We start from the raw sequence: 22,341 nt of genomic DNA, 5'->3' as shown, positions 1-22,341 counted from the left end.
TTGCACCTTTTTCTCATGAGGATTTCGCTAATTCACTATGTTTGTTTGAATACGCTGCGTACATGACGACACCGATTAACAGCCAGACACCAAAGTAAAGCCACGTCCGGCCTGGTAAGTTGAGCATAAGGAACAAGCAGCAGCCCATTGAGATAATCGGTAATACCGGCACAAATGGAACCCGGAATCCCCTCTCAAGCTGCTGATGTGTCTTTCTCAAAATAAGCACAGATAAACTCACCATCGCAAACGTCAATAAAGCACCGATATTCGCTAAATTGGACAAGTCCTTTAAATCAATAAACCCTGAAATAACAGCTGTCATGCCGCCAATCATCCATATGCTTGCAACAGGCGTATCGCTTTTGTTTGTTTTCGAAAACATTTTAGGCAAAAGACCGTCTCGTCCCATCGCATAGGCAATTCGAGTTGCTGCATAATTATTGGCGAAAATCACAGCCATCAATCCAATGACCGCACCGACAGAAATAATACCGGCCACGCTATTTTGATGTACACTTTGCAGCACATAGGACATAGCCTCTGTGACATTCAGTTTTGTATAGTGCACCATACCTGTCATAATCAAACAAACGACAATGTAAATGATCGTGCAAATGAGTAATGAGCCAATAATGCCAATTGGCAGGTTCCGCTGCGGATTTTTCACCTCTTCCGCAGAAGCAGAAATCGCATCAAATCCTAAGAAGGCAAAAAACACAGCAGCAGCACCGGCAATGACACCTTCTGCACCAAACGGCATGAATGGCTGCCAATTGGCTGGCTGTACATAAAATCCGCCTACTACAATGAAAAGAACAATAATACCGAGCTTCACAAACACCATGATATTATTGAATTTTTTACTTTCCTTCGTTCCTCTAGATAAGATCCACGCAATTAGTAAGGCAATGATAATGGCTGGCAGATTCATATATCCGCCTTGTTCCGGCCCCACTAAGAATTGATGGGGAATCGAAATTCCAAACCCCTCAAGCAAGCTGTTGAAATAGCTCGACCAGCCACTGGCGACAGCTGAAGCAGTCAGCATATACACGGACAATAACGTCCATCCCATTAGATGACCGACAAGCTCACCCATCGTTGTATATGAATAAATGTACGCACTGCCGAAAACAGGCAGCGCTGAAGCCATTTCTGCATAGCAAAGTGCTGCCAAACTGCACACAATCGCTGCAATGGCAAAGGAAAAAATGACAGCCGGCCCTGCATCCTTAGCCGCTGTAATTCCGGTTAACACCATGACCCCCGTGCCGATCACTGCCCCAATACCAAGGAGCGTGAGATCGAGCCCGCCCAGCGTTTTCTGTACCTTTTGCTGCCTGCTCTGCTCTAACAAATCGTGAATGTGTTTCTTACGAAGAATATGTCGCAAACCCTTTCCCTCCAAAACGTTAGAAAAACAAAAAATCATTCAAATTTCATTATAGCAGAATAGGTACTACGCATTCACAACCAATTCACGTAAATCCTTCTTCATGATTTTACCAAGCTTATTTTTTGGCAGCTCCTGTGTGAAATGAATGGAGGGTACTTTGTAATCTGCCAAACGTTCCTGGCAATAGTTCACCACATCTTCTTCACAAAAATCGACGGAATCGTCTTTTACGATATACGCACTTGGCACTTCACCATATAATTCGTCCGGTACCCCAATGACAGCTGATTCAATCACACCTGGAATTTGATCAATGACTTCTTCTACTTGGTCAGGATAGATATTATCCCCGCCGTACAGAATCACATCTTTGTATCTGCCTGTGATGAAAAGAAAACCGTCTTCATCTAAATAGCCTGCATCTCCCATATGGAACCAGCCATCTTTGAGTACCTTCTCTGTAGCGTCAGGCTGATGATAGTAGCCTAAGAAATAAAATGGGCTTCTCATGACGACTTCGCCAATTTCTCCAGCTGGCAATGTCTCGTCTGTCTCAGGATGCACGATTTTCACTTCTACATCCGGGTCCACTTTACCCGCAGAGCCCATTTTATCCTCGCCCATCGCTGGATGCCACGCACTCACAACCCATGCTTCCGTACTACCGTAGCCATGCATCATCTGAATGCCTACTTCTTTGTAATCTTTAATTAAGCGCACGGGCACCTTCGTACCGCCAGAAATCGCAATTTCAAAAGATGAAAGATCATACGAACCGCGTTTCATTTCTTCTAGCATGTACGTGTAAGCTGATGGAAAAGCCATCATGAACGTAATTCTTTCTTTCTCAATCGTTTCTAAAATGCGCTTCGGTGTTGCATCATGTAAGAAGACAAGCGTATACCCTTCAATCGCCGCTGCAATGAGATGGTTAATCGAACTCATATGATATAAAGGGTGACTCGCTAAATACCGTTTTCCTCTTAAATCAAATCCTCGATTCCCACGTCTTTTTAAAAATTGATAGATTCGTCCGTGTCCGACCATACATCCTTTTGGATTGCCCGTTGTCCCAGAGGTGAATAAAATCATCGCTAGATCCTCTTCTGATACCTCTTCAGCAAGGTTACTTCCATCATTTGAAGCCAAAATGTCTTCAAACAGCTGTGTTGTTTTCGCATTGACACCTGATTCCACCATCAGGCAATCTTCTAAAGACACATTCACTGCCGCAATGATGTCACGGAATTCACGATCAAAAAATAAAGCCTTTGGCTCTGCTTTTTTCAAAATACCTTCTAGCTCAAAGGAAGTAAGCTGCCAGCTAAGCGGAACTGCGACTGCACCTGCTTTGATGACTGCCAGCATAATCGTAGGGAAGTGATGATGGTTTTGACTAATAAAGCAAACACGGTCCCCTTTTCGAATCCCCTTTTGGTGTAAGTAATGAGCGAGCTGGTCAATGCGCTTTGCATATTCTTCAAATGTATAAGACACACCCCCGCCAGTTACCGCTTCAATTTGTGATGAGCGTTCCATTCTGTCGTTAAGTAATGCCTGTAGTGTATTCAATATCTTCATCTCCAAACGTTTGATTTACAATAGCCAATTTCCAATGAATGGGTTGGCAGATTTTATCTCATTCACATTCTAAAATAAAACCAGCTGAAAGTAAAATCATTTCAATTTGGAATTGTTCTTTATATTAATTGATAATATTGGTAATTTTATATCCGTCTTCCATTTTGGTTTAAATGATGATAACTATTATGATAAGATAGACCTAGTAATTGATCGGAAAATGCGAATGCAATAGGAAAAGAGGTATGGAGAATGCAACATTTCGAGCTAGAGGCAAGTTTATTAGACCATGCGCTGACAAAGTATTTAAAGGCGACGAAACAAATAGATGAAGAGAACATCCCGAAAAACGTCACGAATGTGAAAGGGTTTATTTTACGCATCATTTATCGTCATCAATCATGTACTGTGAAAAATATTCTGCAGGAAGTTTCATTATCTCCCTCTGCAACAACAACCGCTCTCAATCACTTAGAAGATGAAGGGCTGATTATCCGCTCTCGAAATAATAATGACCGCCGTACTGTATGGATTGAACTCTCTGAATCTGGTGAACAAATTGCAAAACAAATGATCGACAACCGCCAATTGCTTGTTAATCAACTGTTCAACCATCTTTCAGAAGAAGATAAAAAAACATTTTTTGAATTAATTGAGAAAATGATGGACGAGCACACATTAAAGGCTTAGGAACATTCCTAAGCCTTCTTCTTTACGGCTTTAAGATGACCTTTATACAATCATCCTTCTTATCATTGAATATGTGATACGCATGAGCGGCATCATCTAACGGCAATTGATGTGTGATGATCGCCCTAGGATCAATTTCACCAGTTGTCACTTTTTGATAGAGCTTTGACATGTAGCCTCTAGCCGGAGCCTGACCCATTTTAAGGGTGACGTTTCTTGCGAAAAAGGCACCTAACGGGAACATATTGTATAGACCGCCGTACACACCCGTCATCTGCACCGTTCCACATTTACGGACGGCTTTTGTGGCAATTTGAATCGGTCCGATCGTTCCACCTTGCAGCTTGAGTTTCTGCTCAATTTTTTCAAGCGGCGACTTCTTCCCGTCCATCCCCACACAATCGATCACAACATCGGCACCACCCTTGGTCAGCTCCTTTAACGTTTCTCCCATGTCGGGATCTTCTGTAAAATCAAATACTTCTACACCGCTCATCCGTTTTGCATGTCGCAGACGGTAATCAATGTAATCGACCGCAATCACACGTTCTGCTCCTTTTTGCCATGCAAATTGCTGCGCCATTAGCCCAACAGGTCCACAGCCTAACACAATGACCGTATCACCTTTTTTCACACCGGCGTGCTCCACACTCCAATAAGCAGTTGGGAGAACATCAGATAAGAACAGCAATTGTTCATCCTCCAGCTCACAATCATCAGGGATCTTAAACGGGGTGTAATTGCCAAAAGGCACGCGTAAATACTCTGCCTGTCCTCCTGGGTAGTTCCCATATTTCTCACTATATCCAAAAAGTCCACCCGAATCGTAGTGCGGGTTTGAGTTGTCGCATTGGCTTTCTAAGTGGTGATGGCAATATTGGCATTGACCACATGCAACGGTAAATGGAATAACGACACGATCTCCCTTTTTTACTGCCGTGACATCTGGGCCAACTTCCTCCACAATCCCCATTGGCTCATGCCCAATCACATAACCGATTGGAAGCGGGAAATTCCCCTGATACAAATGTAAATCAGATCCACAAATTGCTGTTGATGTAATTCGAATGATCACATCTTCCCGATCTTGAATTGATGGTGCATCTACTTTCTTCACTGCGATGCTATTTTTCCCTTGGTAAGTAACAGCTCTCACATGCATTTCCTCCTTTAGCGAAAATCATCTGTACATAGCTTCACCTTGAGAGGATGGTTCATGCATCAAATCATGAATATGAAAAAACAAAAAAGCCTGTCGAACGGTTCGACAGGCGCTTATTCAATCATGTGTGTAACGCGTTACATATTTATCCTTTATCGATAAAGACCAAATCATATTGAGAGGAAGTCTCTCGATCGATCATCAAGTTCCCTTCTTGAATAAAATAAGGACATATACTCGGACTTTGTGATTCTTCAAACTGCTCATACAACTGCTCAATCTTTCCAGGGAGCAGCAATAGCAAAAATTTATTAGAATGAGACACGAATTCATAAGAGTGAATTGTATCCGGCGGTATATAGGCAAAGTCACCCGGCATCAGGCATATATCCTCACCGTTCAATTGAAGATTCATTTTTCCCTCAACACAATAGAGTGCTTCTGTATGTACTTGATGATAATGCGGAGGAAAATACTTTCCCTTCGTGCCTTCAATCACAAAATGACTGAACCCGCCTCCAGTTGTTTCTGTTGTTGCGATCAGCTCATGGAGCTGACCATCCACAATATATTGCTTCCCTTCACCAGCCTCTAATACATAGGGCTGCACCGCCTGAGGAAGCTGACTATGAAATAAAACGGAGGGCTTTGTTGTATTTGACAGCTGCCGGATACCATGCATCAAAATGAGATCGCTTTCTTTTTCAGCTTGTTCAAAGCTGGCTGCATCGAAAGCATGATCAGTCATCGGCCATTCGTTCAGCTGAAGCTTTTTCCCGATTTGCTGATAGACATCTGTCATTTGTCCGCCCAACGTATATGAAATAAATCTTGTTTTGTGACTATGCATTCTGTAGCCATGGATCGTTTTGGGCGGAATATGAATATAATCGAAGGCTGTGACCATATATTTTTTACCATCCAAAATCACTTCAAGCTTTCCTTCCAGCACAAAAATGGTTTCAAATAAGTGCTCATGACAGTGAAGTGGAAAATAAGCTCCTTTCCCACCTGTGATTAAGACAAGCTCAAACAGCTGATTCGTTCGAGTTGCTTCTGCCAGCACATGAACAAGCTGATTTTCCAGCCCATACAGCTTCCCTGAACCAGACAAGGTATAAAAAGAGGTACCTTCGGATTGCTTGATCGATTGCGGTTGCTCCGACATCCCATCACTCCTCATGACGAATTGACTATCTTTATTATATAGACCAATTGATATAATAGATAGACAATATGCGAGAGATTTTACTCTTCTCGCATAAATAAGTGTCTAAGGTAACATTTCACATGTTCTAACGGGGTCGTTTGTTTGAGTGCTGTGGTCATCGATAGACCCCCAATCACCATTGAATGAAGGAGGGAAGCCAGCTCATCCGCTTTGTTTTCTTCATAACCACTGTTCATGAGCTTTTCTTTCACAAGCTTTTGCCAGCGGATCATTTCTTGTTTACATGCAGTATGAAGCTGCGTATGTTCTGGCTTGGATTCTGCCGCCAGCAAGACAATCGGAATCCCTCTTTCATTTTCCTGCTCCGTAAATCCCCGGATGATGTTTGTCATAAAACGGTCGATGGCGATATAAGGATCGTCCGAATAGGCAAAGCTTTCTTCAATTTGATTGATGACCTTTTGACTAATATATTCAACGGCTGCTATGGCTAGCTCTTCTTTTCCGTTTGGAAAATAATAATAAAGAGATCCTTTAGGCGTGCCGCTCTCTCTAATGATTTGATTCAATCCTGTCGCATGATACCCCTGTTTGCGTAAAAGAAGTGCGGCCGTTTGAATAATTCTATCCTTCGTACTCACGTGTGACACTCCTTTCCCTCCATAGACAAATGTCGTTTCAACGTATGAGTTGATTTGTTCCTCTCCAAATCGAGGATGACTCTATTTCTACTGCAAGCCGAAGCAGCCAATCCTCTTTCCCCTTAGGTGCTGTAACCTGGACACCTAAAGGCATGCCCCCCTCAGTGAGATGAACAGGAACGCTCATAGAAGGCTGACCCGTTAAGTTGGCAAGCTGTGTAAATGGTGTGTAGGTCAGACTTTTTAAGAACATGTCATAAATGAGATCCTGCTGCGCTTGCATTGAGAGAGATGACACACGTAAAAGTTCAGTGATTTCTTCCTTCGAATGCATCAACTCACCAACCTTAGGAGCTGAATAGGCTGTCGCTGGTGTCACAAAGAGATCATAAGTTTGATGAAATGACGCCATTTGTGCAGCCGCCATATCCCATGCATCAAGACTTTCTGTGTAAGCAGCAGCGGTTACGTTCTTGCCAGCCTCCGCCAACACCCATGCCACGATGTCTGTTTCCTCCGGATTGACTGGACGTCCTAATGAACGAGCCAAGGACGTGAATAATGCAGACATTTCTCCGCTGTTCATGACGTAGTATTGCTGCATCAGATGAACCCCATCGATTGCCGGCCCTGCTTCTTCTACTTGGTGCCCTTGATCACTTAGCCATTTCACTGTTTGCTGCACTGCCTGCTTCGCTTCCTCACTGACCTTCGTACCAACTGGAGATTGTACACTGTAAGCAATTCGCATAGAAGATGTACGTTTCACTAGATCTTCTTGATAGCTGCCGTCGTATAATGGCGTTTGGAAAGCCGCTTCAGGCTGAATGACTTGAAGCAGATCAAGAAGGGCTGCACTGTCCCTCACTGTTTTTGTGAGTGTAAAGTCAATGGATGCCCCTTGCCACTGCCTTCCTGCGCCTGGTCCTACCGGCGTTCTTCCTCTTGTTGGCTTGAGACCAAACAAACCTGTAAAGGATGCTGGAATCCGAATCGACCCTCCACCATCACTTGCTCCACCAGCAGGCACGATGCCGCTTGCAACAGCTGCTGCCGTCCCGCCGCTTGAACCGCCAGGGGAATAATCAGGATGCCAAGGGTTCCTCGTTGGACCATGTAAAGCAGGTTCTGTTACATTTCTTAATCCGAATTCTGGTGTGTTTGTATGACCTATCATGAGAAATCCAGCCTGCTTCAATCGCTGGACAAAGTGGGAGTCCGTTTTTGCCTTTACATCCTTTAACAATGCAGCACCTGCTGTCAGCGGTTCATTTTCCAGCCCTTGCGATATATTTTTCAGTACAAATGGAACGCCTGCAAACGGCTGATTCGTCTGTAATGTCTTGATTTCTTTTAATACTTGATCTTGTCTTGTCTGAATCAACGCATTTAGTTCAGGATTGACCTCATTCAATCTAGCAAATGCAGCCTGTACAAGCTCGTCTGGCGTTACCTGCTTATTCTGTACAAGTGCTGCCAAGCCTGTCGCATCATACGTCATATACTCTTTTACGTTCATCAGCATATCCTACTTTCTCTTATTATGATCTCTCTATTGTCTACTAGATTTGTATGAATTTCAATTTCAGGTTACTTGTAAAAAAACTTTCTGACAAACAATATGATTCTTCTAACCATCCCTCTCATTTCTCCGATATAATAGAGAAAAAAAAGACGGAGGTCATCGTATGCAAGGGGCTATCGCCTTGAAAAAGAAAATCGTCGTAGTCATCGCGTTTCTTCTCGCGCTGTCAACTGCCTTGCCTTACCATTCGCAGGCAGCTGCACCGCCAAAAGAAACAGATGTCATCATCGTCTATAAAAACCAAAAAGGAAAGCAAACAGCGATTGAAGAAAGTGAAAAAGTGAACGAACAGTACATACATCTTCCCGCTGTCGCTGTGACAGCAGATGAACAAGCGGTCACGTCACTCAAAAAAGACCCCAACATCGCGTATGTTTCAAAAAACATAAAGGTCAAACTCGCTTCTTCTACGATGAAAAAAACCGCTGCCTCTACGAATCAGGATGCATTGGTTCAAAAATCTTACAACCTGCAAAAGCTGAATGTAAAGCAAGCGATAAAAGAAGGCGTCACGGGGAAAAATGTGAAAGTCGCCATTTTAGATACTGGTATTTCTCCACATGAGGATTTAAAGATATCCGGCGGTAAATCATTCGTGAACTACACTTCCTCCTATAAAGATGATGAAGGACACGGCACACATGTCGCAGGAACGATTGGTGCTCTCAATAACGATTACGGCACAGTCGGCGTCGCTTCTGGCGCGAAGCTGTATGCAGTGAAAGTGTTAGATAAAAAGGGAGAAGGCGACTTGTACAGCCTGCTTCGAGGAATCGATTGGGCCATTAGCAACAAGATGGATATTATGAATTTAAGTTTAGGTTTTGAAGACAATATCCCTATTTTGCGCTCAGCAGTGGATGAAGCATATAAAAAAGGTCTGCTTGTGGTCGCTGCAAGCGGGAATGATGGGAAGAAGAATAATATTAGCTACCCTGCCGCTTACGATAGTGTCATTGCCGTTTCTGCAACGACGGACAAAGACAAACTTGCGTCTATCTCAAATACAGGGAAAGGCATTGAATTTTCTGCCCCTGGCCAGAACGTCATCAGCACTTATTTAAAAAACGAATATTGGTATGCAACAGGTACATCACAAGCCACGCCGCATGTCACAGGCATGCTGGCACTGTTGAAACAGCTTCATCCGAAGAAAACAAATGTACAGCTTCGCACCTTATTGCGCAGCTATACAGTGGATCTTGGCACAAAAGGAAAAGATCCACAATTCGGGTATGGCCGCGTGCAATATATACCGCAGTCCACCTTTGTAAAAGCTGCGACCAGCGCTGTTAAAACAGCCGAAACTTCTAAAAAGCAGGCAGATGTCAATCAAGCCAAAACAAGAATTGGCCGACTCACTGCAAGTAAACAAAAAACAGCACTCACTGAACGGGTGAAAAAGGTACAAGGAACCATTGATATCCGATTGGCACGTGCTAAGGTTCAAACAGCCGAAAAAAGCAAAACACAAGGCGCCATTAAAAGCGCTCAAACGGCCATCAAAAAGCTAAACAAAGGCAAAGAAAAAACAAGCCTGCAAAACCGGCTCGACAAAGTCAAAAAACAGGTTGCCTATCAAAAGAAAGTGACAGACGCCAAACAAAAGGTGAAAAAAGCTGAATCCAAACGCACGAAGAAAACAAAAGCAGCAGCGCAAACCGCTGTCAAACAGCTAAAAGCTTCTAAAACGAAAACCAGCTTACAAAAACGATTAAACCGTATCAAGGTTTAACAGAAAAAACGATTCCTCGCTGAAAGGAATCGTTTTTTTCTATTTTAACAGCGGCGAAAATAAGCTATGATGATATTTTCCTTCAGTATCTGCCCTCACTTGATCAAGTATGCTTTCTAACGAAGCCATCACACCCTCTAATGCACGGCGCACTGAACCTTGTTCAAAATCCGCTAAACTCTCTGGCAACTCATCTTCATCCAATACAAAAAAATCACCATTCGGTAGAACGAGAAGATCAACAATGAGGTCTTCAAACATGACCAGCTGACCGTTGAACCATGTATTCCCCACAATATTAAAATAAGAACCTAGTTCCTTCCCTTGATCATCTCTCCAGAAATACATATTGTAAGGACGATCCTTCCAATAGTAGGCGGTCGTATAGCTCCCTTTTGGAATCGTCAGCGTATCATCGCCTGCACTCATCGAAAACGTCTCTTCAATCTTGTGAAAAAGCACCATTTTCTGTCCCTGTGCATCTAACAGTTGACACGTATGTTCCACAACCTTCTGATCGTATTTGATTTTTCTCTCGATTACTTCATCCCACCGATCCGCATGTAGCGAAAACAACATGTCACAACTCCCTCTTGCATCTAGTTTCTCTCTTTCCAGTATACACCGTTTTTTTATGAAAAAATAAAGGGTTGCTGCATTCACATATGGAAGACCTATGATGAGGTGAAATAAATGAACGGAATCACGATTCTTGAAAACCTTACACAGCTTGGACAAATCATCCTCATTTTTTGCGGCTATGCCCTTTATTGGCGGCTGGTGAAAACGAAGAGAGAACGAAAGCTTTCTCCTTATGAGCGCATGTTAAAATTCTTTGTTATGTTCGGTTTAATCTCGTGGGGAGTATCCTATTGGGCGCTTATACTGTGGGCGTAAATTGAAAAAGGAAGAGCTATCCATAGAGGACGTGCTCTTCCTTTTATTACGCGTGATGTGATGAACCTGCCGGCTGTTCTTTCTGGATGACATATTGATAGCTCTTGACATGCGTCCCATTTTGATTCACAAATTCTTTATCTAGTGCACGCTCAAAGCCCATTCTTTCATAAAGACGAATGGCAGCCTGCATTTTATCAGATGTATGAAGGTACAGAACATTTTCACCCCATGATTGCGTGAGTTCAATACTTTTACGTAACAATGACTCTGCAATTCCTTTTCCCCTGACATCGGGATCTACTCCTAAAAACCGGACGATGGCTGATGTAATGCCCATTTCGGGTTTGTCATACGCTTGCTCTGATGACCGAAACATTTGAAGCGTCCCCACGACCTTGCCTTCAAGCTCCGCCACAAGCATCAGCTCCATGTTTGGATTATCTACAGCTGCTGCAAGCGCAGCAGAATAATTTTGCCAGCCTTCCTCCGTAAATTGAGGCTCATACTGTGAATAGGATTTGATTAGTACATGTCTGATCGCTTCATGATCTTCTTTGAATGCTTGACGAATGATCAGCTCTTGCTGCTCCATGTCAGCACCTCCTGTTGTTTAATGCTAGATATACGTATCTTGCAAATACTGCATGTCGTTGACCTTGTCCTTTTCTCTACTCATTCAATGTAAAGAGTCTCATTCGAAAGATCAATCATTTTGCACGCAATCCTCTTTGAAAATTTCCATTGAAAAAGAACGCTTGATTCATTATGCTGTTTTGAGGAAGTATACGAGGAGTGTAATGATCATATGAGTTCTTTATCTTATCCCCAAGAATCGAAAAAAAACCGATTTCTCCTTGCCGCATTGCTTGGTTCTTTAACCGCCCTTGCACCGCTTGCAATGGATATGTATTTACCTGCATTGCCTCATATTGCGCGAGATTTTGAAGCAAGCACTGCTTTGTCCCAATTAAGTCTGATGGCTTGTCTTATTGGACTGGCACTTGGACAACTGATTGCAGGGCCTATTAGTGATACGATCGGTAGAAGAAAACCGCTGATGATCGGCTTAATCATTTTTATCGCCGCCTCTCTTTTATGCACGGTGGTCTCGTCGATTTGGATGTTCATCCTCTTAAGATTGATTCAAGGACTCGCTGGTTCAGCAGGCATTGTCATTGCACGAGCCATTGTGCGAGATCATTATGAAGGCTCAGAAATGACGAAATTCTTTGCACTGCTCATGTTGGTCAACGGGGTTGCTCCGGCAGCGGCACCTATTGTGGGCGGACAGATGTTACGCTTTACCACATGGCAGGGTGTATTTGTTCTATTAGGAATTCTCGGGGCTTTGATGCTGCTGAGATCTATTTTTTCACTTCAGGAAAGTTTACCTGCGGAGCGCAGACAAACAGGAGGCTTTCAACAGATTGTTGGCGCCATGAAAATTTTAGCGAGTGATCGTCTCTTTGTAGGATATGCCCTCTCGCAAGGTCTTGTATTCGCAGCGATGTTTGCTTATATTTCTGGCTCACCGTTTGTGCTTCAGGAGCTTTTTCACCTTTCTCCACAAGGATTCAGTGCTGCCTTTGCGGTGAATAGTCTTGGGATCATCACAGCTGGACAAGTATTTGCCCGTGTCGCTGCGAGAATCGGCGAAGAGAAGGTTCTTCGCATTGGATTGCTGACAGCTGCCTTAGGCGGCGTCACCTTATTTTTGATGATCTCCATTGATGCAGGATTGTATGGTATTCTCATTCCGCTCTTTTTTGTGGTATCAAGCGTTGGAATTGTCGGCACCTCTGCCCCGTCTCTTGCGATGCAGCATCACGGCGCACATGCAGGAAGTGCAGCCGCACTCATCGGTGTGGCACAAATGCTGCTAGGCGCCTGCATGACGCCTCTTGTCGGACTAGCCGGAAGCCAAACAGCCTTTCCAATGGGCCTGATCATTATGCTTTGTGAACTAGGTGCACTTTGCTGTTATTTCTTCTTTGTGGTTCGAGCGAAAAAAAGACCCGCATAAGCGGGTCTCAGATTGTTGACAAAGGGCTAAAATGATGTTTATTTTAGCCCTTTGTCTTCTTTTCAGCGTGATAGAAAACCTTTGCAGTCTAGGAAGGACGAGCACCGGAACGGAGCGAATTTGACATTCGTGAGTACCGACGCGCAGGACTGACACCGAATGCGAGGGTTTGTCTACACGCTAAGACCCGCATAAGCGGGTCTTTCATTTATGGCTTGCTCCAATTGATGGTGCGGAACACATTGTTCTGGTCATTGTTGTCATATGCATCTAGGTCAAAGCCTGATAGTCCTAAACCAATTGCCATGACAATTCCTCCGGCAACGGTGAAGATGATCCCCCATTTGATGCATTGTTTTTTTAAATCATTCACGTTCATACTCTCACAACCTTCTTTTTAAACATTCCCATGAATGCCTTAGTGGTTTGAAAAGTCATTTGAACAAATAGCTTTGTCAAATACACCGTAGCCATGCCGCATAATAATCCGACACCTAATAGAAAAATACCAACGCCAATCTGCGTCACCACCACATGCAAACCGTCCTGAAAGATAAACGGAGAACCAATGATGCTCCAAAAACCGCCGAGCAGACCAACTAGCGTCATTGTACCTGTCACGAGTGGAATGCACCAAATTACCATATACATAGAAAGAATTAGCAGGAAAACTGTGGCTAGAATACTACCCCATAATGGAAAACCTAAAATGAGGATGGAAAGCCTTGTAGCTTTTTCTCCAAACGTCGGCACCTGAACGGTTTTAATTCCTTGTTCCTTCAAAATTCCTTCAGCGATGATGGCAGGCTGCCCGACTTGATCGACCGCTTCCTGTTCACTGTAGCCATCTTCCTGATAATCCTCGATCATTTCATCGTAATACTCGATGAACCGATCACTTTCTTTTTCGCCTAGACGATGCAGGTGCTTCTCTAGGCTAGCTAAAAATTCTTTTTTATTCATTGCCCTGTCCTCCAGAAATAAAGTCGTAAATCGCCATCACTTGATCCCATTCCGCTAAAAACTGCCCCATATGCTCACGGCCGCTTTGTGTCATCCGGTAGTATTTTCTTAATCGACTATTATGTTCCTGGGAATAGGTCTCCACATAATTGTTTTGCTCTAACCGCTTTAATATCGGATATAATGTCGATTCTGAAATCTCAATACAATGGGACATATCTTTAATCATTTGATAACCATAGGAATCGCCTTTCTTTAATACCGCCAGTACACAGAATTCAAGTAAACCCTTTTTTAATTGTGCATTCATAATTACAACTCCTAACCATTTATACTATACATTACATAGTATCATGTGACAAGAGGTATAAAGCATAAAATAAAAAAAGACCCTTTTGGGGTCTTTCCGTTTTTATATATTCACAAATCCTTCTCCGAACACATCACGCACGTCATGGACAACAACGAATGCGTCTCGGTCAATTTTCTTAATGATTTTCTTTAGACGCATAAGCTCCTGTTTTTGAATGACTGCATAAAGAATTTCCTTTGATTCCTTTGAATAATGACCGCGGCCGTTTAAAATCGTCACGCCTCGATCCAAGGTGTGATTGATTTCTTCGGCAATATCATCTTTGCATGAAGAAATGATCGTCACTGCCTTTTTCGTGTTAAGTCCTTCTATCACGAAGTCCATCACCTTTGTTGCCACGTACAGCATCACAATCGTGAACATTAATTTTTCCGCACCAATAATAAAGTAGGAAGCAAATACGACGATCAGATCAAAGAACAAGATGGCGTAGCTCACGTTCCAGTCTAAATACTTGTTGGCAATTCTTCCGAGTATGGCAGAACCCGCCGTAGTACCGCCTGCTCTTAGCACAAGACCAATCCCAATCCCGATAATGATTCCTGCGAAAATGGCGCCAATGATCAATTCGTGAACATTCACGACCCATGTTGTGGTCAGGTGTAAGAATAGGGAGTTACTTGCGACGGCAACCACAGTATAAATCGTCGTCTTCTTGTCTAAATATTTATACCCCACAAGCAGCAGGATGGCATTAAACACTAGGTTCGTCAGCCATGGTGCAATTTCATACAAATAATAGAAAATAATGGACAGCCCCGTTACACCGCCTTCACCAAATTCAAGCGGAATGACAAACATGTTCACTGCGGCGGCAAATAAAAACGAACCAATTAGAATCATTGCGATATCTTTTACACATTTTTTCAATTTCTTCTTTCCTCCTTTTTTAAGCATATAAAAAACCCTCTTTCTGCACGAAAGAAGACAGTCGTTGAACAAAATAAAAATCAAAAGACAGCGCCTTTTGATGAAGCTTTCTGATATGAACCTTTTCATAATATATATCTCTTTTTAGAGGCTGTCAATGACTTGGTTTTCTATTATTTTGACTGCATGTTTATGCATGGAAACCCGCATGTTTTCAGGGTTTTTCAGCCATCACATGCTTTTCCCTCTCCTTGACAAAAACACTTTAGTCATTTAAACTACTGCCTCATATCATATCCATCATTTCCGACTAAAAAGGAGGGTGTTCCATTCGATGAATCCTATTCAAAGCCGCTTACAGGCTCACGCACCTTTAATTTTAGACGGTGCACTTGCAACAGAGCTTGAACGAAAGGGCTGTAATTTAAACGACAGTTTATGGTCCGCCAAAATACTAATTGAACAGCCAGAATTGATTCAGCAAGTACATTTGGATTACTTCCAAGCCGGAGCTGACTGTGCCACAACAGCGAGCTACCAAACGACGATTGATGGCTTCGCTGAAAAAGGCTATTCAAAAGAAGAAGCCATTGACCTAATGAAACGATCTGTCACTTTAGCAAAAGAGGCACGGGACCTTTTTTGGCAGGATGAAGCCAGTCGTAAAGGACGGACAAAACCATTTGTTGCAGGATCTGTGGGGCCATTCGGCGCTTATTTATCTGATGGTTCAGAATATAAAGGAAATTACGGACTCACAGAGCAGGCACTCATTGATTTTCATAGACCAAGGATTCAGGCATTAGTAGAAGCTGGTGCAGATATTCTTGCATGTGAAACGATCCCTTGTCTCATTGAAGCAACGGCCATTGCAAAGCTGCTGAAAGATGAATTCAGTGATGTATCTGCTTGGATTACATTCAGTGCGAGGGACGACCTTCATATTAGTGAAGGTGATTTGCTCAGAGAATGTGTACAAGCACTGGAACCTTATGAACAGATCGCTGCTGTTGGTGTAAACTGTACGCCGCCGCAATTTATCTCTTCTCTCATTCAAGAGATGAAAAAGGGGACAAGCAAGCCGATTGTCGTGTATCCAAACTCAGGGGAGTTATATGATCCCGAAGAAAAGGTATGGAGCGGAGATACGCCTCAGCATACATTTGGTGAATGTGCGCATCAATGGTATCAAGACGGCGCGCATATCATCGGCGGCTGCTGCCGGACGACCCCAGAAGATATCACGGACATCTTAAGACTTACCACATCATAGCAGCATGAATCATCACACATACTTCTAAGCAAAAGGGCGGGAAGACATGGAACAAGCAAAAGATCAATCACAACAATATCAACGAAAAATGACGAGCCGCCACCTGTTCATGCTTTCTCTAGGCGGGGTCATTGGAACAGGGCTCTTTTTAAGCTCTGGGTATACCATCAATCAAGCAGGACCCGCGGGAACGATCCTTGCCTATCTTGTCGGGGCATTAATTGTGTACCTCGTGATGCTCTGTTTAGGCGAGCTGTCTGTCGCAATGCCGGTTACAGGGGCCTTTCATACGTATGCAACAAAATACATTGGACCTGGCACAGGCTACACAGTTGCTTGGCTGTACTGGCTGACATGGACAGTGGCACTCGGATCGGAATTTACAGCGGCAGGGCTTTTAATGCAGCGCTGGTTCCCAGACACATCAGTTTGGATGTGGAGCGGCGTCTTTGCTCTTCTCATCTTTTTACTCAATGCTTTTACAGTTAAGTTTTTTGCAGAATCAGAGTTTTGGTTTTCCAGCATTAAAGTAATGGCTATTATTCTCTTTATTATCCTTGGCGGAGCTGCGATGTTTGGCTTGATTCCATTAAAGGGCGGTGAGGCCGCTCCGTTCCTTTCTAACTTCACCGGGGAAGGCGGTCTTTTCCCAAACGGCTTTTTACCGATTTTAATGACGATGCTGGCCGTCAATTTCGCTTTTTCAGGTACGGAGTTAATTGGGATAGCTGCGGGTGAAAGTGTCAATCCTGACGAAACCATTCCAAGAGCGATTCGCACTACCGTACTGCGGCTTGTCTTGTTTTTCGTTGGAACGATCGTGGTCTTAGCCGGCTTGATCCCAGTGGAAGAAGCCGGGGTGATCAAAAGTCCATTTGTTGTGGTGTTTGATCGCATCGGGATTCCATATGCCGCAGATTTCATGAATTTTGTCATTTTGACAGCGATCTTATCTGCCGCAAACTCTGGACTATACGCATCATCCCGTATGCTCTGGTCACTTTCTGAGGAACGGACACTGCCTAAGAAACTGGCGAAGCTGACATCAAAAGGAATCCCTTTGAATGCACTGATTTTAAGTATGATCGGCGGGATTCTTTCTTTGTTATCAAGTGTCATCGCACCAGAAACGGTTTACCTTGTCCTTGTTTCGATCTCAGGACTGGCCGTTGTGATCGTGTGGATGGGGATTGCTGCCTCACAATTTATGTTTCGGAAACGTTTTTTACAGGAAGGCGGACAGCTCCATGATCTTACCTTTCGAACCCCTTTCTACCCAGTGGTTCCGATTGCTGCCTTCTTCCTGTGTCTTGCCTCTGTGATCGGCATTGCCTTTGATCCAAATCAGCGGATTGCCCTTATCTGCGGCATTCCCTTCATCGCGCTCTGCTATGCTGCCTATTATGTGACAGCTTGGATACAGAAAAAACGTGAAGAACCTGGTGTATAACGCCAGGTTTTTTCTATGATAATAGTCTTACAAAAAAGGATATCACTAGTAAAAGAAGCACACTTTGGTATATGATAGGAATCTATGATTTTCAGGATGAACCAAGGGAGTTGTCACTAATATGGAAATGACCATTACAAGAGCATTAAGTGAACTGAAAATGTTAGATAAGAGAATCAACCGAACCGTTGATGAAGCCGTACTTGGTGGATTGATGATCGGGAAACATATACAGCACGGGTTTCAACATCAAGAAGAAATCGAAAAGAAGGCGAAGGCTGATGACCAATCGATTCAAGCATTAATCAAACGCCGGAATGCTATTAAATCAGCCATCGTTGTGTCGAATGCGACGACAACGATTGATGTAGCGGGTGTCAGCATGACAGTGGCAGAAGCGATTGAACGGAAGACATCGATAGAATATGATATTCGTTATTTACGGAAATTGAAAAAGGTATACACAGAGCTAGTAGACAAAGCAGAACAGACCAATGAAGAGGTAAAGAAGAGGCTCGACCAGCATTTAGAAACCTTGTTTGGGAAAGACGGAAAAACACAAGCGGCTGCCAACCAAGAGATCGTCAAGTCGTTCCTCGCTGAAAATGAGGCGACAATCATCGATCCGCTTCATCTTCGAGTGAAGATTGAAAAGCTTTCGACCGACATTGAGGATTTTCAAATGGAAGTTGATTTTTCCTTGTCAGAGAGCAATACACTAACGAAAATACAGATCGATTAATCAATTTTGTTAGTGAGCCGAAAATCGATAGAACTAAACACCTCCGAGGGAAAGGTCATTCCCTCCTCATCTGATCATCTCTGGATGATCCTTGATAAAAGCTCAAAGCTGAAGGTTCAAGGATCAACGTTCAAGTGTGAAAGTTCTTATCCATCAAAGCTCAGAATTAAAAGTTAAACGCTCGATCGAATCTGGGAGTCACGGCTCATGAGTGTTTGTTTATCGACTCTTTCGGTTGCCGCCCAGCAGGTTTGCTAACAAAAAGAAAAGGATGTCACATGATGACATCCTTTTTTCTATGAAAAAAACGACAAGGCTTCAGCCAGGTCGTCTCCCCCAGCAGATTAGTTACGTACTGTATATGCCAAATGGTACACACTTGTGACATTTGAAGATAGCTTGATGTCTTTTGAAGTGAACGTCACTGGAACGATATCGTAGTAATGTGTAGACCAGCCTGCATTATTGTATGTTTGGTAGCCTGCACCTGCAGGAACTTGAAACGTCAGTGAAAATTGTCCATTCTCGTCTGTTGTGCCTGTCGCTGTTTGAGCATATGATTTAATTGCTGCTTCAAAATAAAGCTGGATCGGCTGATTAGGCATAAGATTTCCACTTGTATCTTTTAGTGTTCCTTTAAACGTAGCTGGATAATAAGAACCCACGCGATATTTACTGCCATAGCCGTAATTCACTAATCCACTATCGGCTGCTGTAACACTTGTTACTTGTACGGATGCTGGTACTGCTCCTGTTTCCTCAGCATGTGCAAATGTTGGGAATACGAGAAGCAATGATAGAAAGAAAGCAAACATGATTTTTTTCATCGATAAATCCTCCTTTTTTTTCCTACTATATTACTATCGACATTAATTGGTATTTTTCCAGTAACAAACAAAAAAACTTCCCTTTTTTTAGAAAGGGAAGCTCTCCTCTTACTTTTTCACAACAACAACCTTCACCGCTTTGCTTTCTCTTTTTCTCACATCTGAAGCGGTCACATACAAGACTGTTTTGGCTTTTTGCGGTTTTATTTGGGCAGTAAATGCGCCCTTGTTATTTGTTTTTACCGTTTTGATGACTTTTTTTGATTTGTTTTTTACTTTAATGGTCAATCCTGCGCCCGCAGTCCCTTTGATCGTTTTACTTTTGACCGTTACTTTGCCCACTTTCGGCTTAGCTGGTGCTTTGCCTTTTTTGACGACTGTTTTGAGCGTCGTTGCGGCCTTTCCCTTTGAAATCTTAATGTGGAGGACTTTGTTTTTGTTCTGATGCTTGATCTTCACGCTAAAGGTTCCATTTTTGCCCGCTGTGCCTTTTCCAATCAGAGTTTTGCCTCTATACACAGAAATAGCAGCGCCAGCCTTTGCCTTACCTGTCACCTTTTGATGCTGATCCTCCACTTTGCTGACAGATGCATTTAGTTCGACAGCACTTAAAGCAGCAAATGCATTCAGTCTACCATGTCCTGTCATCCAATCGATCCCTGGAATTTTTGGATCGACAATAGGCTCTTCATTTTCATCATAGAAAACGTCATCTGTTCCATCAACAGATGTAAAAGAGATATTATCGGCTGTGCTTTGCAAGATATTCCTTACTTGATTCGGCTTCAAGGTTGGATTTTTAGAAAGCAGTAATCCTGCTGCTGCTGCCACATATGGTGTCGCCATTGATGTCCCGCTCAGATATGAGACATTCCCATCTGGCATTAAGCTTGGAATATCAGATCCTGGTGCAGACATGCTCAGTCCTTTACCATAGCTTGAGAATTCAGCGGCAATATCCATACGGTTGCTTGCACCAATAGCCATTGCGTACTTTGATGTCGCAGGATAGCCCATTTCTGGAACGCCATCATTTCCACTCGCCACGACCACTAGTACATTTCTTTGAGCTGCGTAGTTCATTGCATATTCAATCACGCGGCTGTAGTAGCCGCCAAGGCTCATGTTGATGACCTTTGCACCTTTATCCACTGCATGCTTGATTCCAAGTGCAATATGCTCTGTATCTCCAAAACCATAGGCATCCAGCACCTTCACCGGAATGATGCCCGTATGTTGGTTGAGACCTGCCATCGAGTAATGATTATCGGCCTTTGCAGCAATGATGCCCGCCACATGCGTACCGTGTCCATTGTCATCAATGGCATCTTTGTTTCGTCCAATGAGATTCGCACCTAAGTCCGTACGAACAGTCCCGCTCAGATCCGTTAAACGACTGTCTACACCTGTATCCACAACAGCAATCAATGTTTGCTTCATTTTGCTTGTGCCAATCAGTGTGTTCATTTGTTCAAACTTCACATCAGCGCCTTTTTTCCCGCTGTTTTGCGCACTGTTTTTCAGGGGCCACTGGTATCCATATTGCACATCATTGCTCAGTGCACGATACGTTTGAACAGGCTCTGCGAATTCAACATTCGGCATGCTGGACAGCTTTCTCGCAGTGCTTTTAATCACAGCTTTGCCTGCTTTTAAAGTCTTTCCAGCTGATTCTTGCCCTGCTGGCACATCATAGACATACATTCCTTTAAACAAAGGACTTACTGACTGCGATGTCACACGGTTTCCTTGGATTCCATAGCTTTTCATCTTCTTTTTCGCAGATTGAAGCGTTTGCCCATCCTTTAGTTTAAAAATGATTTTATTCGTCTTCACTTTCTCTTCTTTTACAAGCTTTTGCTTTTCTAATACATAACCGATCGACTTTCCTTCAAGCTGATCGATGCCAATCTGTTGACTCACTGCTTCTAATTCCTTTTTTAAATAGGCAGGACTTGCTCCTTTGAGCATATCAAAAAGGGAACGGATCGCCTGTTGTTCTTTCTCTGTCACAATATGACCGCTATATGCACCATTTTTCTCTACGTCATTTAGCAGTGACTTTAATGTCAGCAAATGATTGTATACCTTTTGCTGCTCATTTTTTTGTTTGATGAGCTTTGATTTGAGAAATGGCTTTGTTTTTTGGAGCACACGGCTCAGCTTCTGACCATTTGGTGTTTCATTAAAACGTTTATCTTCAATTGTACGAATCGACTGAAGAATTTCGCGCCCGTACTTTTTCTCTATAATAATGATGTCAGGCTCATCGTCTTCAGGGAAAACGGGTTCAGAAGGCGGTAGGTTAGCTCCTTTATACCCGATTGTATATGCTGCATCCTCTTCCTCATCACGGCTGTCTTCCTCCGACCCTAAGTAGAGCACTTTAACATAATAAGGACCTGCCCATGCATGCGGGAAGTCGATCTCTGTCTCTCCACTTGCAGTGTCCACACGATATCTCGAATAAGTGTCATCCTTCATCGCTCTGTCTTTACTTGGATAGACCGATACAGATAACACTTGTTTACTTTTGACAGAAACTTTCATATGTGTATCTTTTGCCACCTCTTGTGCAGATGGCGTGATTTGGTACCATGACTCTTCCATTTCATTCTGTAATGTCCCTGAGATGACTTCACCATTTTTTAACCCAATGGCTTCATTGACATTTGTTCCTTTACTGGCAGCTGCTGCCTCGTATCCAGGTAATGCCGCCATACAGAGAATGATGGCCATGAGTACGATTACACAGGATTTGACCTGCTTTTTGAACATGAAAAGACCCCCTTATCTTTTGTAACACCTTGGAAGAATATCACAGAAATGAATTTAATAGAATCTGTTTATTACATAATTAAACTCGTTTTAAGCTAGGATTTGAGATAACAGACTGCAAGACGAATAGCTTCATAAACTTTTTGCCATTTCAAACGGAAAATGATGCTATTTAACC

General features: G+C 43.1%; 21 protein-coding genes. 7 read left to right on the top strand and 14 right to left on the bottom strand.

Annotated features, from left to right (window positions below):
• Positions 1–13: 13 nt before the first annotated feature.
• Positions 14–1,396 carry an amino acid permease gene (locus SB660_RS05770; protein ID WP_410581729.1) on the bottom strand — a complete coding sequence of 461 codons (1,383 nt, stop codon included), beginning with the start codon at positions 1,394–1,396 and terminating at the stop codon, positions 14–16.
• 66 nt (positions 1,397–1,462) lie between these two features.
• Positions 1,463–2,971 (bottom strand): class I adenylate-forming enzyme family protein, encoded by a 1,509-nt coding sequence (locus tag SB660_RS05765; RefSeq protein WP_410581728.1) that lies wholly within the window; start codon positions 2,969–2,971, stop codon positions 1,463–1,465.
• 261 nt (positions 2,972–3,232) lie between these two features.
• Here SB660_RS05765 and SB660_RS05760 point away from each other — a divergent pair, with 261 nt between their 5' ends.
• Positions 3,233–3,670, top strand: a complete 438-nt coding sequence (locus SB660_RS05760) for a MarR family winged helix-turn-helix transcriptional regulator (protein ID WP_012008812.1) — start codon at positions 3,233–3,235, stop codon at positions 3,668–3,670.
• 22 nt (positions 3,671–3,692) lie between these two features.
• On the opposite strand, the gene SB660_RS05755 is transcribed toward SB660_RS05760, so the two are convergent.
• The 4 genes from SB660_RS05755 to SB660_RS05740 form a co-directional block, all read right to left on the bottom strand.
• Positions 3,693–4,826 (bottom strand): zinc-dependent alcohol dehydrogenase, encoded by a 1,134-nt coding sequence (locus tag SB660_RS05755; RefSeq protein ID WP_058015216.1) that lies wholly within the window; start codon positions 4,824–4,826, stop codon positions 3,693–3,695.
• 151 nt (positions 4,827–4,977) lie between these two features.
• Positions 4,978–6,000: a quercetin 2,3-dioxygenase gene (locus tag SB660_RS05750; protein ID WP_339164818.1), complete on the bottom strand. Its 1,023-nt coding sequence runs from the start codon at positions 5,998–6,000 to the stop codon at positions 4,978–4,980.
• 80 nt (positions 6,001–6,080) lie between these two features.
• Positions 6,081–6,644: a TetR/AcrR family transcriptional regulator gene (locus tag SB660_RS05745; RefSeq protein WP_058015214.1), complete on the bottom strand. Its 564-nt coding sequence runs from the start codon at positions 6,642–6,644 to the stop codon at positions 6,081–6,083.
• A gap of 37 nt (positions 6,645–6,681) precedes the next feature.
• Positions 6,682–8,163 (bottom strand): amidase, encoded by a 1,482-nt coding sequence (locus tag SB660_RS05740; protein WP_410581724.1) that lies wholly within the window; start codon positions 8,161–8,163, stop codon positions 6,682–6,684.
• Between the two features lie 169 nt (positions 8,164–8,332).
• Here SB660_RS05740 and SB660_RS05735 point away from each other — a divergent pair, with 169 nt between their 5' ends.
• Positions 8,333–9,964 carry a S8 family peptidase gene (locus tag SB660_RS05735; protein ID WP_427366482.1) on the top strand — a complete coding sequence of 544 codons (1,632 nt, stop codon included), beginning with the start codon at positions 8,333–8,335 and terminating at the stop codon, positions 9,962–9,964.
• 39 nt (positions 9,965–10,003) lie between these two features.
• On the opposite strand, the gene SB660_RS05730 is transcribed toward SB660_RS05735, so the two are convergent.
• The gene (locus SB660_RS05730) at positions 10,004–10,543 is read right to left on the bottom strand and encodes a DUF402 domain-containing protein (protein WP_339164812.1); all 540 of its coding nucleotides are present in this window, start codon (positions 10,541–10,543) and stop codon (positions 10,004–10,006) included.
• Positions 10,544–10,657: 114 nt separating this feature from the next.
• Here SB660_RS05730 and SB660_RS05725 point away from each other — a divergent pair, with 114 nt between their 5' ends.
• Positions 10,658–10,861, top strand: a complete 204-nt coding sequence (locus SB660_RS05725) for a hypothetical protein (RefSeq protein WP_169057462.1) — start codon at positions 10,658–10,660, stop codon at positions 10,859–10,861.
• A gap of 46 nt (positions 10,862–10,907) precedes the next feature.
• Here the strand turns inward: SB660_RS05725 and SB660_RS05720 are convergent, their stop codons facing one another.
• Positions 10,908–11,456, bottom strand: a complete 549-nt coding sequence (locus tag SB660_RS05720) for a GNAT family N-acetyltransferase (protein ID WP_410581721.1) — start codon at positions 11,454–11,456, stop codon at positions 10,908–10,910.
• Positions 11,457–11,669: 213 nt separating this feature from the next.
• Between SB660_RS05720 and SB660_RS05715 the strand changes: the two genes are divergently transcribed.
• Positions 11,670–12,887: a multidrug effflux MFS transporter gene (locus tag SB660_RS05715; RefSeq protein ID WP_058015209.1), complete on the top strand. Its 1,218-nt coding sequence runs from the start codon at positions 11,670–11,672 to the stop codon at positions 12,885–12,887.
• 208 nt (positions 12,888–13,095) lie between these two features.
• Here SB660_RS05715 and SB660_RS05710 read toward each other — a convergent pair whose 3' ends face one another.
• From SB660_RS05710 to SB660_RS05695, 4 genes are all read right to left on the bottom strand, one after another.
• Positions 13,096–13,266: a hypothetical protein gene (locus tag SB660_RS05710; protein ID WP_167550604.1), complete on the bottom strand. Its 171-nt coding sequence runs from the start codon at positions 13,264–13,266 to the stop codon at positions 13,096–13,098.
• Positions 13,263–13,850: a DUF1700 domain-containing protein gene (locus SB660_RS05705; RefSeq protein ID WP_058015208.1), complete on the bottom strand. Its 588-nt coding sequence runs from the start codon at positions 13,848–13,850 to the stop codon at positions 13,263–13,265. Before SB660_RS05705 ends, SB660_RS05710 begins: the two co-directional genes overlap by 4 nt.
• Entirely contained in the window at positions 13,843–14,160 is a 318-nt protein-coding gene (locus SB660_RS05700; RefSeq protein WP_339164809.1) for a PadR family transcriptional regulator, read from the bottom strand. The genes SB660_RS05705 and SB660_RS05700 overlap by 8 nt, the downstream gene beginning before the upstream one ends.
• A 102-nt stretch (positions 14,161–14,262) precedes the next feature.
• Complete coding sequence (locus tag SB660_RS05695; protein WP_410581941.1) at positions 14,263–15,093, bottom strand: YitT family protein; 831 nt, start codon at positions 15,091–15,093, stop codon at positions 14,263–14,265.
• 334 nt (positions 15,094–15,427) lie between these two features.
• Between SB660_RS05695 and mmuM the strand changes: the two genes are divergently transcribed.
• The 3 genes from mmuM to SB660_RS05680 all read left to right on the top strand — a co-directional run bounded on the left by mmuM (position 15,428) and on the right by SB660_RS05680 (position 18,558).
• Complete coding sequence (gene mmuM, locus SB660_RS05690; RefSeq protein WP_339164807.1) at positions 15,428–16,366, top strand: homocysteine S-methyltransferase; 939 nt, start codon at positions 15,428–15,430, stop codon at positions 16,364–16,366.
• Positions 16,367–16,412: 46 nt separating this feature from the next.
• A complete protein-coding gene (gene mmuP, locus SB660_RS05685; RefSeq protein ID WP_339164806.1) occupies positions 16,413–17,816 on the top strand; it encodes an S-methylmethionine permease in 1,404 nt (467 codons plus the stop codon).
• Between the two features lie 121 nt (positions 17,817–17,937).
• Positions 17,938–18,558, top strand: a complete 621-nt coding sequence (locus SB660_RS05680; RefSeq protein WP_058015205.1) for a hypothetical protein — start codon at positions 17,938–17,940, stop codon at positions 18,556–18,558.
• A 344-nt stretch (positions 18,559–18,902) separates the two neighbouring features.
• Here SB660_RS05680 and SB660_RS05675 read toward each other — a convergent pair whose 3' ends face one another.
• Positions 18,903–19,385: an Ig-like domain-containing protein gene (locus tag SB660_RS05675; protein WP_058015204.1), complete on the bottom strand. Its 483-nt coding sequence runs from the start codon at positions 19,383–19,385 to the stop codon at positions 18,903–18,905.
• Positions 19,386–19,493: 108 nt separating this feature from the next.
• Positions 19,494–22,163 carry a S8 family peptidase gene (locus SB660_RS05670; protein WP_339164804.1) on the bottom strand — a complete coding sequence of 890 codons (2,670 nt, stop codon included), beginning with the start codon at positions 22,161–22,163 and terminating at the stop codon, positions 19,494–19,496.
• Positions 22,164–22,341 lie beyond the last annotated feature (178 nt).

It is taken from the genome of Bacillus sp. SIMBA_005 (assembly GCF_046535585.1).
In the GTDB taxonomy this organism is placed as follows: domain Bacteria; phylum Bacillota; class Bacilli; order Bacillales; family Bacillaceae; genus Bacillus; species Bacillus pumilus.
Note: the sequence above shows the minus strand (reverse complement) of the source record. Positions and strands in the feature narration are given on the sequence as shown.